Here is a 16,286-nt window from a genome sequence, read left to right on the forward strand (position 1 = left end):
CAAAAAGCCTGCTCATCGAGCAGGCTTTGATATTTACAGGCAGTAATTCCTAATAGAATACCGCTCTTTTATCTTCAATATCTGTTGCTTTTTTAAGCGCCTCAACCAGTGCAGATGTAGACTGATTTGCCGTGCGTTGCGCAACGATTCTAGCATCATTGGTATAATTCTCAAGTTCTGGTGCATTTTCGACACCTGTAACTTTAATCATAAAGACACCTTTCTCACCAGCAATAGCTTTTGAGGTAGCGCCTTCTTTTAAACCAAAAGCAGTTCCCACCACTCGTGGCTCTTGACCTACACCAGCAATGACTGGTGATTGACGGCTTATACCATTAGCAGTTTGGACAGTCACATTATTATTAGTCGCAACACTGTTCAAGTCAGTAGCTTTGATCTTGTTGATGATGATGTCTGCTTTTTTCTTGTTTCTCAAGATAGGTGTGACCTTGGCGCTAGCTTCTTCTGGAGTCATAACACCAGCCTTGCTTATTTTATTCACCTTGGCAACGACATAACCTTGCGTAGTTTCAAAACGTTCTACATCACCTACTTCACGACCATCTTTAAATGCCCATTGCACAATAGCACGATTGCGGCCTATTCCTGGTAGGTTTTCGTCTAGTTCTTTCAAGTTTAAAACAGGACGTGGCGTCACATTGTATTCTTTGGCTAACTCGTCAAAGTCACCATCTTCTGCTGCTTGTTGGAATTTTTGGGTATTGGTGTAATTCTGTTTGTTGGTAGCTTTAGATGGAATAGATTTCTTTGCAACAGTAGCTAGTTTCAAGGCTTCTACAGGAGCAGATGTCTCATCGATACGTATCACGTGATAACCAAAATCACTTTCAGTCACGCCTACAGTTCCTTCATTATTTGCATAGAGGAATTTTGTGTAGCCTGGTGCAAAATTTGCCGCATTACCAGAATACACAGTCCAGCCTATATCTTGAGCTAGGATGTCGTCCACATTTTCCTCATAGTAAGCAAATCTCGTGTCATACTTATCCTTGCTTTGACCTATAGTTCCTAGAATGCTATCTGCGAGTTTTTTTGCCTCGTTCTTAGTACGATTCATATCAGATCCTGCACGAGTTGCGCCAGAATAAGGCACTAAGATGTGACGGTTCTTCACGCTGTCACTAATGGTTCTTTTTTCTAGAACCTTAGTAATTTTAGAATATTCACCGTCTTTGTAAGGACCGTAAACTTCGCCAGTTTCAGTTTGTGCGAGTCTTGCTTGTGCAGCATTAAGATTAGAAACTAGAACATAACGATCATTGTATGGCAAGTCAGAGTTTGCATTTACAAACGCTTTAGAATTATCTGTGGTTTTCAAGCCTGGAGCATCTTCAGTTTCCTTAGTTTGCTCGTTGTATTGGTTTTGCTTGCCGTTAAGCAATGCAACCATCTCGTCATTGAGAGCCGCAACATCCTCATTGGATGCTTTGTCCTCAAACAATACATAAGTGATGTCTCTTTCGGCTTCAGCTTTAAATTGAGACTCGTGATCCTTGATGTAGCTTTTGATTTCAGATTTAGTTACTTCAACAGTTGAATCTGGAATGCTGCTGTAAGGTATGTTTACAAATTGAAAATCACGCTTATCATTCTCCATGCGATAGGCTAGCGCGCCATCAGCATTTGTTCCTATCACGCCTGATTTAAGAAGGGCAAAAAATTGAGCCTGGCGCACCTGGCTTGCTGCATTGTCAAGATCTTGTTGCCATCCTGCTGGATTGGATTGAGATACCTGATTTACAAACTGTGCAAATTTGGTTTCAGAAAATTGACCGTTCTCATCTTGAAATTGTGGTGCTCTAGAATAAGCGGCTTTTAAGTAATTACGCACTTGCTCATCAGTCACCTCAATGCCAGCTGCGTCAATCTGCTCTGCAAGAACGGCATCGCGTACTTTTTGATTCCACACAATATTTGCTGCCTGTACGGTAGATATACCTTGACGCTGATTCATAGTCGCCTCGACACTGTTGCTAAATTCCTGACGGCTCAACTCTGTATCACCTACATATCCTATCACGTTCTCGTTACCGCTAGAAAAACTTCCTTGACGTATCAAATCGCCTATAATAAAGGCAAATAATGCCAGTGCAATGATGATGATCAGGAACAAGCCTTGAGATCTAATTTTACCTAAAACGGCCATGCTATATTTTTTAAATTAAAACGGTGGCGAAAATAGTCTTTTCCGCCAAATTATTAAAGTGAATGCCACCCTATTTCACCGCTGAAATCACTTGTAAAGGTCTGTTGTTTGTTGAGTTGTGGGTTGATGAGTCAGCTTTCGCGAAAGCGTAATTCTCACCATCTACATTTTACTACAAAGCTTGCGTTATTCTTCACGCACTATAACAAGTTTAACCAGGTCGATCTTATTATGGGATTTTTCTAGGATCGTAAATTGAAACTGGTCGATGATGACTTCTTCACCTTCATCAGGAATATTTTCTGTCACGTGGACAATCAAACCGCCTAGTGTCTCGTATTGTTCACTTTCTGGTAATTCTAGTTTGTAACGTTCATTCAAATAGTCGACCTCGATTCTTGCGCTCAACTTGTACTCGTCATCACTTATTTGTGAATCGATCAATTGATCGCTGTCATGCTCATCCTCGATCTCGCCAAATAGCTCTTCTACAATATCTTCAACGGTGATTAATCCGGATGTACCACCATATTCATCCAGCACGATGGCAACACTCTTGTGGCGTTTGATGAGTAGATTTAAAACGTCCTTGACCAGCATGGTTTCTGGAACGTTTACAATATTACGGCGTATGCCAGCAATGTTTTCAGGTGATTTAAATAGGTCAAAACTATGAACATAGCCAGTGATGTCGTCAATGGTATCATCATGGATTAAGATCTTGCTCAATCCGGTGGCGACAAACTTTTTACTTAGTTCCTTGATTTCGGTATCGCTGTGTACGGCAATCATCTCAGTACGTGGTACCATAACCTCACGAGCCTTGAGCCCACCAAAATCCAGAGCATTCTGGAAAATCTGTATCTCAGTATCGACATCTTCCTGCTCTTGGGCGCTTTCCATTTGCTCTGTGATGTAGTTTCCTAACTCCAGTTTAGAGAACGACAGTTGTATCTCATCACCATCTGTCTTGAAGAAGGTCTTGAGAAAAAAGTCTGATATCTTGATGCAAAACCATGAAATAAACCAGAAGGCTAGGTAGAATAGATAGGCTGGGATCGCAAAGAACTTGAGTAACTCATTAGCATAGATCTGGAAAAAGACTTTAGGTAAAAACTCCGCAGTGAGTAGAATTACCACGGTAGAAATCAAGGTTTGAAGCAATAGCAATTGAAAACTACCTTCTAACAACGATGGATAGAATGATTGTAGCTGTGCCGTGAGCAAATCACCCATGACAAACCCGTAGACGACCAGCGCGATGCTGTTCCCTATGAGCATGGTAATGATAAACTTAGATGGTTGTGCAGTAAGATTGCGCAACACTTTGCCTATAAAATCCTGCTGTCTTTTCTCGAGCTCTATATGAATCTTGTTAGAACTCACATAAGCGATCTCCATACCTGAGAAAAAGGCACTGAGCACCAGCATGGTGATGATAAGAAGAATTTGTAACAGCATTATGGCTTATTGCGTTCTTCAAATCTACGACGGAAACGCCTCTTGAAGAAAAACATAAATACGGCGATGGCACCCATGAATAGGAGAACATAGGATCGAGATCGATCTATGTTCCATTCATAGATAGCAGTAGCAAAGAACAATAATGCAAATGCTACGTAGGCATATTCAAAGTATTTGAAAAATTTACTCATCAGTTTTGTTTACGTAAAAGGTGTCGTTTGAATTGCGTACCAGCGCATCAGTCAAGGCTTCATTTGAATCAAGGATATCACCAGTGCTTTTTCCCGTTGTGTCAAAGTTGATGGTAAATTCTTCATTGGTAAAAATCCATTCGGCTTTTTGATCCCAATAAAGCTGGTCACCATTAAAAACGGTTCCATCGCTAGATACTATTGTCACATTGCCTCGCATATCTACCAGCTCTACAGCTTGATACAAGATGCCGTAATCTGATGTAATGGTAGTAAACACAGTGCTGTCTAGCGGCTGTTCATATACTTTGACGTACACGCCATCTGGAAATTCCATATAGGGAAAGGCATCGTTGGTAAAGTCCAACATGCGTGGGCCTGCTAATGTAACCTTGATATAACCGCTGTCTGTATGTTTTAAAAGCATGTTCTCGATCTCGCCGATAGGTTCATTTGAGACTACCTGCATTTTTTCTATCTCCTTGAGATTATCAGTACATGCATAAAAACAGATCACGGCAATTGCCGTGATCATCGTTTTTAATATGTAGTGACAGGATTTTATCACTATGGTATTCTTACGGATTCTCCTATCCAGCATCCTATAGATATCGTACTACCAGAATTATATTTTTCACTCATGAAAATATCATTCTTTTGTGGCGCGCTTGCGTTATAGCTAGCGACTGATTTAAGTGCATTACCCTTGATTGAAGGGTCAACGGCAGCAGCTTTGCGAGCATATCTTGCAGCGACCCAATAAACAGCACGCTTTTCAAGAGTTGTGCTTCCACAGCTATTGGCACTATTTGCAACCATACTTGCGATTTGTAAATATGGTGCGCCAAAGGAAGGCTTTGCCTCATTAGACTTGATGAACTCTCTTTTTGCCTGGCTGTACTTACCTTGATCTTTAAGAACAATACCTTTCTTGTAATGAATTTTTGATACAAGATCATTACTCACACCTAATTCAACTGCTTGATCCCAGTACTTGAACTTCTCAGTCGTCGTGCTTGCGATGTTTCCTAGACCATAAGCAGTCTTACCACTAGGTCTCAACTCATGCAACGCTTTTACAGATGTGATATACAATGGGGCATCAGTACAATCTTTTGACTGTAATCTTTTAAGAACGTTAGATAACCAGTTCTCATCAGCTTTTTTGTTATCAAATTCTGCCTCATATAATGGAATCAATTTGTCACAATCTGCTAGTTCACCTAGCGTTTTGTTTACACTACCCATCACGATGCCGTAATTCTTGATATTGGTTTCCTGAGCATCGATCTGCTCAAGTTCTTTGTCTGTAATAGTGCCAGCGTTTTGCTTGTCTAGCAAATCACTCAATATCTTACTACGTTCATCCTGCACATTCTCAATTTGTAGCGTTAACGCATCATAAATATCAAAAAAGCCTTGAAGATTTACCTTTTCTGCCTCATAACGCTTTTCAGCTAAGGTGAAGTAGGTAATCATCGCATTAGGATCTGTAAATTCATCTGGATTATTCATGAATTCATTCTCTAGCATCTTGTACTGCTCGTCATCAGAGCCTATCTTGTACTTATACATCGTGCGAGCGATCTCCATGTTCTTTTTAGGAACATTTATCTTATCAGGGAACCTATCAACTTGACCATGTAACATGTCTAGTAGACCTTTAGCATTTTCAGCCTCTGTACCGATGTTTTTTCTAAGTCTGTGCTCGTATATACGCTCACCGTATTGATAAATGGCTGCGCTTGCCGTAGGACATTGCTTAACTAGTGGATCTAGTTGTTTGTATGCCTCATCATAATTTCTTGCTTTTGCGTTTTCCGCAAATATTTGTAACATCACATTACAATCGTCTGCCTGTTGCGCTTCCGCGAAAGCGAAACTGAAAACAGCTGTTGCAGCAACTAAAAGGTTTCTCGTTTTCATAATCATTTTAATTTGTTGTTAGTTGTAACGTCTCTTCTGGAACCACTTATCGCTAAGTGAGATGCCTATCGAGATACTGAAGAAATCTTCCTTGATTAATCCTGCATCTTGAGTGCCGCGTTGACCGTATTCAAGCCCAATGTTTGCACTGGAGAATGAGGCACCGCGCCCGATGGGTAATCCTAATCCAAAAGATATGCCAAACTCTGAAATGTCCTGACCGCTCAACTCAATACCTGTTTGCTCATAACGCAGGCCGCCACGATAAACCACTCGATCCCAATAGCTTGTAAGCGAGTTGAACTTAGGAATATAAAATCCACCTAATCTATAGGATGCGGCGTCATTGTAGTTCACATTGTCAGGCGCAAACGATCTTGTCACCTGCGAGCCTGTACCACGACGTGAATATTCACCAGCGAGATTCCACTGGCGTGACTTGCCATACCCTATACCAATGGTAAGGTCTGACGACAGGTTTAAATCTTGTTTTTGCTCATCGCTTTCATCAGTATCGACGATAGCCTCGGCAAGGTCTGCTTGAAGTACAAAGCGACTCAATCTGCGAGTGTTTCTTGCGGTGATATCGCTTTGAGGTTGAAAGGTGACAGCGCCTTGTAGGTTGTTGCCATTTTTCAAACGCTTATCATAGTGCAGACCAAAGTTGAAAGAAACGCCGCCTATGTCTGATTCGTTCTCAATTCTAGTACCGAACTCGACACCATCCAATGCAATACTTGACCTATTGACTTGCTGTCCAAAATTGTATCTAAACTCACCACCAATGCTAAGTTCTGGAGTAAGTTTTGCACCAGCGGCAAAATAGGCTCTATTCAAACTTCCTTCACCAGTAAAGCGAGTGTATCTGACGTCATTCACCTCACCAATGGTGTAACCAACTGATTGGAATGGAATGAGTCCAAAACCAAAGCCAGCCTTGCGGCCCAATGGGATTCCCAGACTTACATATTCAATAGATGTTGCATCATACTCATCATCGCCAGCATTTGAACTGGCAAAAGTTTCTGTATGAACGCCACCAACGGTGAACGAGGTAAGACGTAGTCCTGCATAAGCTGCTGGATTATTAAGGTTGATGTGCACACTATCTGCATAGGTGCGCACACCAGCCATACTGCGATTTTCAATTGTGCCTCTAAATGTTTCCTGACCTAGACCAAAAAAGGAGTAAGGTGATGAAGTGCGTGACTGTGCGGTACTCAATACTGTAGCAAGTAAAAAAGTCACGATTAAAATACTTCTTGTCATGAATTGTTCTTGTAAAGATTATAGATGCCGTGTAGCATCAAAAAAGGCGTGGCAAAGAAACGGCTTTTGAGTTGTTTTTTCAATAGCTGTGAATCACCACCTGTGAGTAAGACTTGAGTGTCCTTAAACTTGTTATTGTAACGGGAAATCATGCCGTCTATTTCAAGAGCGGTGCCTTGAATTACTCCGGTACTGATAGAATCATTAGTGTTTTTTCCTAGGAATCCTTTTACACGGCTAGGTTGCAGTAATGGCAGCTTTGCAGTGTAATCATTTAAAGATTTGAATCTCAAGTTCAATCCAGGTGAAATGGCGCCACCTAGATATTGATTGTCTTTGTCAATAAAGTCATAGGTAATGCAGGTGCCAGCGTCAATAATAAGTTTAGCACCTTTTTCAAAAGAGGTATGAAAAGACCCAGCAACCAGTGCAAGACGATCGTTGCCTAGAGTAGTGGACTCATATTTATTGGTAAAGGGTAGCTTGATGGTATGATTTATATACATTACCCCAACTAGACTCTCAAGGTGGTGCAATAGTTTAACGTCAATGGTGCCAACCTGACAAACGCAGGCTGCATTGAGGTCATGATAGTTTGAAAAAAGTCTAGAAAGATGATCGATAAACTCTGGCTCCTGGCAACGAGTAACATCATAGATGGTGGTCTCGTCAACGACGGCCAACTTTATGGACGTATTGCCTATGTCAACTGCCAGGATCATAAGGTAGGTGTAGTGTGGAATACTGGATTCGAACCAGTGACCTCTACCCTGTCAAGGTAGCGCTCTAAACCAACTGAGCTAATCCCACAATTTCAATGTTTGTATAGTAACAAAAAACCCAATCTTTACGATCGGGTTTGTTGTGGTACCTCCAGGAATCGAACCAGGGACACATGGATTTTCAGTCCATTGCTCTACCAACTGAGCTAAGGTACCTTTTGCTGTAAAGCGGTGGCAAATTTACATAAATAAATTTGTGGCAAAAGGAATTTGTCGCTTTTTTGAAGAAAACTTTTAAGCGATTGTATTTTAACTGATTAGTCGCTCTAGTGCCATTCCTCGTGATCCCTTAATCAATATTGTCTGGTCTTTGTTGTAATCTAGTAGCTTATTCTTGTCGATGTCGTCGATGCTTTTTAACTTCAGTGCCTTGGTAGAAGCAACATTCACAAAATTAGCACCGATCAAAATGATGTTTTCTATATCGAGTTCTTCTGCATAATCACAGATGGATTGATGTTCTATCCTAGCGTAATCTCCTAGTTCAAACATATCACCTAGAATAGCTGTGCGCGTACCAGAGTATTGAGCTAGGTTCTCTAAAGCAACTCGCATACTGGTAGGATTAGCATTGTAAGCATCTAATATTATGAGGCTAGAATCCTGTTTGATTAATTGCGATCTATTATTAGTAGGTGAGTAGCTTTCCAGGCCCTTGATGATCGCATCCTTAGGAACCTTCATGATTTCACCAACCTCGATAGCCAATAGCATGTTGTTGAAATTATATGCTCCTGTTAGTTGAGTTTTTACCAGCGTTCCCTTGTAGTTGAATTGAATAGGTGAGGCCTCTAATAACTGTAAATCGGTTGTGAAAATCCTGTTTAATTCTTTTGTTCTTGCAAGTTGTTCATCATCGCTGTGCAATACGATGGCTGTCTTGTGGTGCTTGTTTAAGTATTTGTAAAGTTCACTCTTGCCTTTTTTCACGCCTTCTATACCGCCAAATCCTTCTAAGTGTGCCTTACCAAAATTTGTAATCAATCCATAGTCAGGATCTGCAATTTGAGATAATGCGGCAATTTCTCCTTGATGGTTGGCGCCCATTTCAACCACTCCTATTTCCGTTTGCTTATCAAAAGACAGTAGTGTCAATGGAACACCTATGTGGTTATTAAGATTGCCAACGGTTCCTTTGACCTTATATGACTGTGATAAAATGCTCAATATAAGTTCTTTGGTAGTAGTTTTTCCATTACTACCTGTTAGGCCTATCACAGGTAATCCTAATTCCTTACGATGATAAGAGGCCAGTTCCTGAAGAGTTTTAAGCGTATCACTGACGACGGTGACATCGGCACGGTTTTCAAATGATGCGTCGCTACTTATGGCGTGACTTGCACCTTGCTCAAGAGCTTTTGCTACATAGTCGTTACCATCAAAGTTATCACCTTTCAAAGCAACATATAAAACTCCTGATTGAAGTTTCCTTGTGTCTGTACAAATTCCGCTACTTGCGAGAAAAAGTAGGTAAAGTTCATTTATAGCCATGTGGTAAAAGTAAAAAAGCCCTTTTTTAAAAAAGGGCTTTTTGATAGTGAGTTTAAAGAGCTTTTAGTTTCTTGGACTCTTAGATTTCTTTGATTTGGAACCAACACGTGACATAGCACATCTAAATCCTATATCATCTCTAGCCATATCTTGTGGGTAGAATCTTCTCGTTGCTGGATCTAACCAGTAAGCTCTATCTCTCCAAGAACCACCCTTAATCACACGAACCTCATTATCAATAAGAGTCGTACGGCTATTATCAGCATCGTATTCTCTGATTACATTACCTTCTGCATCAACAGTAACTGAGTGTTGTGGAGAGTTATACATTTTCTCTCGTTGATCAGGAGAAAGACCTGCATAGCTTTGTGAAGATTGTGCGTCACCGTCACGGTAATCACGGTTATCACTACGGTCAAAATTAGTTCTTAGGTACGTTTCTTCATCGTCAATGTCTATTTGTCTAATCTCTCCAGGTAGATTGCGGGCAATCACCTTACCATTACTTAATGTATCGTAAACAATATCATCAGCTGTAACTACAGCAACTTTTCCATCAGGACCTATTTGATTCTTAGTGTAAACATTACCGCGATAGTAGTTGAAGTCGTTGTATTCATCATCTATAATAGGGCGATAAACATCAGCCACCCATTCAGACACGTTTCCTGCCATGTCGTACAGCCCGTAATCGTTAGGCGCATAATTCTTAATAGGTGCAGTAATATCAGCTCCATCATCACTCCAACCTGCAATACCACCATAGTCACCATCACCTTGCTTAAAGTTTGCTAAGTGGTCACCACGATTATTGCGTTTACCACTTCTAGTGTATTGTCCATCCCATGGATATTTTTTACGACCGCGGTACGAGTTGTACTCTCTTAAACTGCTTTGTCCTAGAGCTGCATATTCCCATTCAGCCTCTGTAGGCAAACGGTAAGCTGCAGGAAGTAAGATTCCTTGCTCACGTCTTACATATAAACCAGTAGTGTCACTATTGTTTCTGCTTGCTTGTTTGCCACGTTGCTTTTCTAGAGCCAATGATTTACGACCACCACGAGTAATACTATCATTACCGCCATAAGTAAGAGTTGGCGCATTTAAATAAGTCTCTGTATTAAAAAGTGCACCGTCATTAGCTTTGCCTAAGAGGTCCTTTGGTAGATATCCTTGATCTACTAAGATTTTTTCATTTACACGATCAGTTCTCCAATTTGAGAATTCTACCGCCTGGATCCATGATACACCTACTACTGGATAATTGGCGTGAGCTGGATGACGCAGGTAGTTGTTTGTCATGGCGTCATTGTATCCTAGACGATTTCTCCAAACAAGAGTATCTGGCAAAGCTCCTAGATAGATGTTTCTATATTGCTCATCTTCTGGTGGGAATACTCTTTTAATCCAATCGAGCATTTCTAAGTACATACCGTTAGTGACCTCAGTCTCATCGATATAAAAAGATTGAACGTGCTGTTGGTTAGGAGTATTATTCCAGTCGTGCATCGGGTCATCTTTAACACGACCCATGGTAAACGTACCACCTTCTACAAAAACTAATCCTGGACCAGCATCCTGATCCTTATAATCAGTATTGAGTTCAAAGCCATCTCTTCCATTAATGTCCCAACCCGTGGCGCGAGAATTATTAGAATAATCATTGCCGCCACCGCAACTAACTAATGCAGCGCCAGTTAAGGCAGCTACTATAAAATTTAAAACAAAGTGCTTTTTCATCTACTTGTTTGATTTGAAAAACGAGTCGCAATATAATAACTAACTTGTTCTAACTGACCTATTGTTATCAACTTATGTATGCGATTGCTAGTTAAAAAAAGGAGAACGGCATTTGGCTCGCTTTATTTTACAGTCTATTATTTTTTTAATCCTTGTGTCAATAATATACCTTGCGATGCAACGTTAGTTACTTGATGAAATTTACATTATCGCTTTTTTTCCTTATTTCATGGGCTTTTGCCTTAGGTCAGTCACATTCTTACCAGTTGGATTGGCAAGATTCTCAAACGCTTGCCGTCGGGCAATCGACGATCACCGTGCCGGCTTTCAAGGATCATTTGGTTTATGAAAATGGGAATATCTTATTCTCTGATATTTTATCGATAAACGGTAGCATTGATCCATTATCGGCACGTTTAAGCAATTTGCAGACTGAAATTATCTCGAGAGCAGACTTGCAAGATCTCGATGAGAGCAATCTTCCCGTGAGTCCCAATTTGATTGTTGGGAATGCGCTTTCGCGAAAGCGTAACTACATACAAATACAATTGCATCCTATATATAGGAGTAATGGCAACATCTATCGGGTAACTTCTTTTACGGCAAATTACAGTATGGCAACCGCGACGGCGGCTCCTAAGAATACTACCTTGACTAATTCTATTCTTGCTAGCGGTGATTGGTATCGTTTTAAAGTGGAGCAAACAGGCGTACATCGTATAACACAAGGTTTTCTTTCAAGTTTAGGTATGGATGTCGATAATATAGATCCACGTAATTTGAAAATTTATGGACAAGGCGGCACATCACTACCTTTAACTAATGAGGATAATCGATTTTATGATCCTGCGGAAATTGCCATACGGGTCAATGGTAGTGCTGATGGGTCTCTAGATAGCGGTGATGAAGTGCTGTTTTATGCAGTCGCAAGCGATACAGAATTTATTGAGGACAACGATAGTTTTATCAATCCTTATGACGATGATACATACTACTACATAACCGCTAGTGGTGGCGCGGGAAAACGGATTGCCGCTTTTAACCAACCAACACAAGCGCCAACGGTTACTTATACTTCTTATGAAGTGGTTAAACATGTGGAGACTGATGAACGTAACATTGGTCAGATAGGTCGATTATGGTATGGTGAACGTTTTAGTATTGAGCCCGAGCAAAGTTTTACGCTGCAATTTGATAATGTTCTTGCTTCCAGGCCTGCAAGGTTGCGAATCACAACTGGAGCTATAAGCGATATACGTACCAGCATGTCTTTTTCAATTAATGGACAGTCGTTAGGTGTGACTAGTTATACTGGGCTGTCTAACGATAACATATCAGTCGCTAGACGCAACACACTGATCAATAATACAGATGTCAACTTGACCAGCGATGAAGCGGTCGTGACCTTGTCTTATGATAACGCAGGAAATCCTGGTGCGCAGGCATATCTGGATTATATCCGCATTGATGCATATCAGGAGCTTACTGGCATAGGTAAGCAATTCAAATTCTATGTGCCTGAAAGTGCGGTGCGATCTGGTGTTGCTCAATATGCTGTGAGTAATGCCAGTGAGATAAGTGCTGCATGGGATATCACCGATAGGTTCAATATTAGGAGCATAGAGAATATTGACAATGCTGCGCAATTCAATTTTAATGCGCCACAAGGAAGTTTACGCACCTATCAAGCCGTTGTACCAAGTGATTATCATAGTCCAGTATTACCACAAGATGCCCGTGTAGGTAATCAAAACCTCAAAGGGACGATTTTTAACAATAGTGGTGGCTCATTTGTAGATATTGATTACTTGATTATCACACCTGATTTTTTACAGAATCAAGCCCAACGACTGGCTAATTATCACATACGTGACGGTAATCTCAATACTAAGGTTGTCTTGCTACAAGATATTTACAACGAGTTTTCAGAAGGCAAGCAGGACATAAGTGCGATCAGGAATTTTGTTAAGTACGTCTATGACAATGCATCAGATCCATCAAGAAGGGTTCAATATCTCAATATGTTTGGAGATACGAGCTTTGATTATAAGGACAGGATTGCTGTCAAGGATAATATTGTACCATCATTTTTGTCTGCTAACAGCACCTCTACGGTAGGATCTTATTGCACAGACGATTTCTTTACGTACATGGATCCCGAAGAAGGAACAGGCGCAACCAATAATCTTATGGACATCGCCGTAGGTCGAATGATTGTATCGACCCAGCAAGAGGCTAGAGAAATGGTAGATAAGATCGTAAGCTACACGGCAAGACCAGCGTTTGAACGCTGGCGCAATGATGTTACCTTGATAGGTGATGACGTCGATATTCCTAGTGATGATATTTTGCAGGAAAGTGTGAATCAGTTAGCAGACGATATTACCGAGAATCGACCAGATTACAATGTACGCAAAATACTTCTAGATAGTTATGATCAGGTGAGTACTGCTGGTGGTGAGCGCTATCCAGACGCTGTGGATGATATACGTAATGCGTTTGAGCAAGGATCACTGGTAATCAATTACTTTGGTCATGGTAATGAAGATGGATTGTCGCAAGAATTTGTGGTCACGCAGTCCCTAGTCCGCAATTTGCGCAATGCTAATACGTTGCCGTTGTTTATTACGGTAACCTGCGAGTTCACCCGTTATGATAATCCGTTAAGAACAAGTGGTGGCGAGATTACCTACCTCAATCCTCAAGGTGGTGCAATATCGCTTGTGGCAACTAACAGACTTATCTTCATCAGTGTTGGTGTTACTTTAAATGATACTCTAGATCAATACCTCTTTGGGTTCAATAATGTTGAACCTATCTCGATGGCCGAGGCACTTAGGCTCGCTAAAACCGATCCAGCACTTGCAAGAAATGGCACACGTCGAGTGGTTGCGTTTATTGGTGATCCAGCATTAAAACTAGCATTTCCATCACCAAGAGTAGCCCTAACGGCAATTAATGGGCAGCCTATCGTCACTGCAAACGATCAGCCACAATTAAGAGCACTTGATCGAGCTACCGTATCTGGTGAGGTGCAAGATCTTTCGGGTAGATTGATCCCAGATTATAATGGTACGGTGTCGGTAACCTTATTTGATAAACCAATAGATCGCACCACGTTCGCAAATGATAATAGCCGTGACAGTGATGGTGATATCATTAAATTGAACTTTGACCAACAAGGTGAGGTTCTCTTTCGTGGTCAGGCGACTGTTGAGAACGGATTGTTTAATGTAGAGTTTGTGCTGCCACGCGACACGCAAATACCTTTGGGGAACGGTCGATTATCCTTTTACGCTCAACGAGACCAGCCGTTAGAAGATCAAAATGGATTTTCTGAACAAGTCATCATAGGTGGCATCAACGAGGACGCACCAGAAGATAATGTCGGGCCAGAAATAGAATTGTTTATGAACGATCGCAATTTTGTAAGCGGCGGCATCACAGATCCTAATCCATTAATACTGGCATTTCTTGAGGACATGAATGGTATCAATACAGCAAGCGGTATAGGTCACGATATCATAGGTATTCTAGATGGTGATGAGACTAATCCTTTCATTCTTAACGATTATTATGAGGCCGACGTGGATGATTTTACTAGAGGTAAGGTGTTTTTCCCATTGCGAGATATAGAACCTGGATTACACACGCTAACTGTGAAAGGCTGGGATACCTATAATAATAGCAGCACCCAAGAAATACAATTTGTAGTGGCAGCTGGCGACGGTATTGAGCTTACTAGAGTTCTCAATTATCCTAATCCGTTTAGTACCTATACAGAGTTTTGGTTCAATCACAACCGTCCTTTTGAGCCGCTGGATGTTCAAGTTCAAGTGATGACGGTAACCGGTAAAGTCGTGTGGACTCAAAACCAGATTATCACAACAACCGGATTTACTTCTCGCGAGATAACTTGGGATGGTATGGACGATTTTGGTCAACGGTTGGCAAAAGGTGTTTACATTTATAAGATAACTGTTAAAAGTTCGTTAGCAAATGAGACGGCGAGCAAAATTGAAAAACTGGTCATCCTTTAGTAAGATTGATTACTATATATTTGACCACGGCTAATATTCCTACATGAAAAGATTTCTTCTTCTATCAACAACCATTTTAGTATTACTAGTTGATATAAATCCAGTACAAGCACAAGATTCTAGAGTTATTACGACGGCACTACCGTTTTTACGCATAGCAGGTGATGCCCGCGCAGGTGGTATGGCAGACATGGGTGTGGCAACAAGTCCTGATGTATGGTCACAACAATGGAATCCAGCAAAATATTCTTTCATTGATCGTGAATATCAGGCTGGTATCGCATATACACCTTATTTAGGGCAGCTTGTTAATGATATAGGTATTGGACAAATTGCGTTTGCTAATAAGTTTAATGAGCAAAGCGCATTTGCAGGTAGCATAAGGTATTTCGGTTTAGGTACCATTTTTATTACTGAAGATGGTGAGACAGGAACTGAGGAAAGCCCGAATGAATTTGTCATCGACGGTACTTACTCACTCAAATTGTCAGAGCAATTCTCCATGGCGGTAACAGGTCGCTTTCTACGCAGTGATTTGCGTATTCAATCACAAAGTAATGACGCTAGTGCAGCGAGCAGCTTTAGTGTAGGTGTAGCCGGTTACTATCAAAGTGAGGAGATTCCATACAACGACTTCTCAGGTAGATGGCGTGGTGGTTTTAATATATCAAACATAGGTCCTAAGATTTCTTATGATACTGGTGGGCAAGAGAATTTCTTACCTACCAACCTAGGATTAGGTGGTGGTTTTGATTTTATCTTAGATGATGGATTTAGCAAAATAGGAGTAACTGCAGAGCTTAATAAATTACTTGTGCCAACACCACCAATTAGAGACCTACAAGATCAAGATGAGGACGGTGATAGACAAGAGATTCTACAAGGACAAGATGACGATGTAGATTTCTTCTCGGGTATCTTTCAATCATTTGGCGATGCGCCAGGTGGTAGTAGTGAAGAGCTGAAAGAGATTACCTGGGCACTTGGAGCAGAGTATACTTATGACGACACATTTGCCTTGCGTACAGGTTATTTCAATGAGAGTGATGAAAAAGGTGGCCGTCAATTCTTGACATTGGGAGCTGGTTTCAAATTCTCTGAAATTGTGCTTGATCTATCTTATTTATTTTCGACAAGTGCAGTACAATCGCCATTGGAAGGAACGTTGAGGTTTGGTCTCACCTTCAACTTTGGTGACGAGTACGTTCAATACTAG

The 16,286-nt window shown here is 41.0% G+C and carries 11 protein-coding genes and 2 tRNA genes; 2 read left to right on the forward strand and 11 right to left on the reverse strand.

The genetic code is table 11. The features are described 5' to 3' along the window. Positions 1-49 precede the first annotated feature (49 nt). The 11 genes from EJ995_RS04975 to gldJ all read right to left on the reverse strand — a co-directional run bounded on the left by EJ995_RS04975 (position 50) and on the right by gldJ (position 11,030). Positions 50-2,167 (reverse strand): peptidylprolyl isomerase, encoded by a 2,118-nt coding sequence (locus tag EJ995_RS04975; protein ID WP_126446244.1) that lies wholly within the window; start codon positions 2,165-2,167, stop codon positions 50-52. A 186-nt stretch (positions 2,168-2,353) separates the two neighbouring features. After that, complete coding sequence (locus EJ995_RS04980) at positions 2,354-3,628, reverse strand: hemolysin family protein (protein ID WP_126446246.1); 1,275 nt, start codon at positions 3,626-3,628, stop codon at positions 2,354-2,356. Next, positions 3,628-3,822 (reverse strand): hypothetical protein, encoded by a 195-nt coding sequence (locus tag EJ995_RS04985; RefSeq protein ID WP_126446248.1) that lies wholly within the window; start codon positions 3,820-3,822, stop codon positions 3,628-3,630. The genes EJ995_RS04980 and EJ995_RS04985 overlap by 1 nt, the downstream gene beginning before the upstream one ends. Next, complete coding sequence (gene lptC / locus EJ995_RS04990; RefSeq protein WP_206482267.1) at positions 3,815-4,357, reverse strand: LPS export ABC transporter periplasmic protein LptC; 543 nt, start codon at positions 4,355-4,357, stop codon at positions 3,815-3,817. The genes EJ995_RS04985 and lptC overlap by 8 nt, the downstream gene beginning before the upstream one ends. Positions 4,358-4,389: 32 nt before the next feature. Next, positions 4,390-5,748 (reverse strand): hypothetical protein, encoded by a 1,359-nt coding sequence (locus tag EJ995_RS04995; protein WP_126446250.1) that lies wholly within the window; start codon positions 5,746-5,748, stop codon positions 4,390-4,392. Positions 5,749-5,766: 18 nt separating this feature from the next. Continuing rightward, the gene (locus EJ995_RS05000; protein ID WP_241234693.1) at positions 5,767-7,017 is read right to left on the reverse strand and encodes a hypothetical protein; all 1,251 of its coding nucleotides are present in this window, start codon (positions 7,015-7,017) and stop codon (positions 5,767-5,769) included. Continuing rightward, entirely contained in the window at positions 7,014-7,739 is a 726-nt protein-coding gene (locus EJ995_RS05005) for a type III pantothenate kinase (RefSeq protein WP_126446252.1), read from the reverse strand. The genes EJ995_RS05000 and EJ995_RS05005 overlap by 4 nt, the downstream gene beginning before the upstream one ends. Before the next feature lie 13 nt (positions 7,740-7,752). Then, positions 7,753-7,827, reverse strand: a tRNA-Val gene (locus tag EJ995_RS05010). A gap of 55 nt (positions 7,828-7,882) precedes the next feature. After that, positions 7,883-7,955 (reverse strand) — tRNA-Phe (locus tag EJ995_RS05015). Positions 7,956-8,048: 93 nt separating this feature from the next. Continuing rightward, positions 8,049-9,290 carry a UDP-N-acetylmuramoyl-tripeptide--D-alanyl-D-alanine ligase gene (locus EJ995_RS05020; RefSeq protein ID WP_126446254.1) on the reverse strand — a complete coding sequence of 414 codons (1,242 nt, stop codon included), beginning with the start codon at positions 9,288-9,290 and terminating at the stop codon, positions 8,049-8,051. A 63-nt stretch (positions 9,291-9,353) separates the two neighbouring features. Then, positions 9,354-11,030, reverse strand: a complete 1,677-nt coding sequence (gldJ, locus tag EJ995_RS05025) for a gliding motility lipoprotein GldJ (RefSeq protein WP_126446256.1) — start codon at positions 11,028-11,030, stop codon at positions 9,354-9,356. 194 nt (positions 11,031-11,224) lie between these two features. Here gldJ and porU point away from each other — a divergent pair, with 194 nt between their 5' ends. Next, positions 11,225-15,070: a type IX secretion system sortase PorU gene (gene porU, locus EJ995_RS05030; RefSeq protein WP_126446258.1), complete on the forward strand. Its 3,846-nt coding sequence runs from the start codon at positions 11,225-11,227 to the stop codon at positions 15,068-15,070. A 43-nt stretch (positions 15,071-15,113) separates the two neighbouring features. Continuing rightward, positions 15,114-16,286: a type IX secretion system outer membrane channel protein PorV gene (gene porV / locus EJ995_RS05035; RefSeq protein WP_126446260.1), complete on the forward strand. Its 1,173-nt coding sequence runs from the start codon at positions 15,114-15,116 to the stop codon at positions 16,284-16,286.

Source organism: Nonlabens ponticola, assembly GCF_003966335.1.
In the GTDB taxonomy this organism is placed as follows: domain Bacteria; phylum Bacteroidota; class Bacteroidia; order Flavobacteriales; family Flavobacteriaceae; genus Nonlabens; species Nonlabens ponticola.

Coding starts and splice junctions, on each gene's coding strand:
- porV (WP_126446260.1), top strand. CDS start 15,114: ATGAAAAGATTTCTTCTTCTATCAACAACCATTTTAGTATTACTAGTT.
- EJ995_RS04980 (WP_126446246.1), bottom strand. CDS start 3,628: ATGCTGTTACAAATTCTTCTTATCATCACCATGCTGGTGCTCAGTGCC.
- EJ995_RS04995 (WP_126446250.1), bottom strand. CDS start 5,748: ATGAAAACGAGAAACCTTTTAGTTGCTGCAACAGCTGTTTTCAGTTTC.
- porU (WP_126446258.1), top strand. CDS start 11,225: ATGAAATTTACATTATCGCTTTTTTTCCTTATTTCATGGGCTTTTGCC.
- EJ995_RS04975 (WP_126446244.1), bottom strand. CDS start 2,167: ATGGCCGTTTTAGGTAAAATTAGATCTCAAGGCTTGTTCCTGATCATC.
- gldJ (WP_126446256.1), bottom strand. CDS start 11,030: ATGAAAAAGCACTTTGTTTTAAATTTTATAGTAGCTGCCTTAACTGGC.
- EJ995_RS04985 (WP_126446248.1), bottom strand. CDS start 3,822: ATGAGTAAATTTTTCAAATACTTTGAATATGCCTACGTAGCATTTGCA.
- lptC (WP_206482267.1), bottom strand. CDS start 4,357: ATGATCACGGCAATTGCCGTGATCTGTTTTTATGCATGTACTGATAAT.
- EJ995_RS05000 (WP_241234693.1), bottom strand. CDS start 7,017: ATGACAAGAAGTATTTTAATCGTGACTTTTTTACTTGCTACAGTATTG.
- EJ995_RS05005 (WP_126446252.1), bottom strand. CDS start 7,739: ATGATCCTGGCAGTTGACATAGGCAATACGTCCATAAAGTTGGCCGTC.
- EJ995_RS05020 (WP_126446254.1), bottom strand. CDS start 9,290: ATGGCTATAAATGAACTTTACCTACTTTTTCTCGCAAGTAGCGGAATT.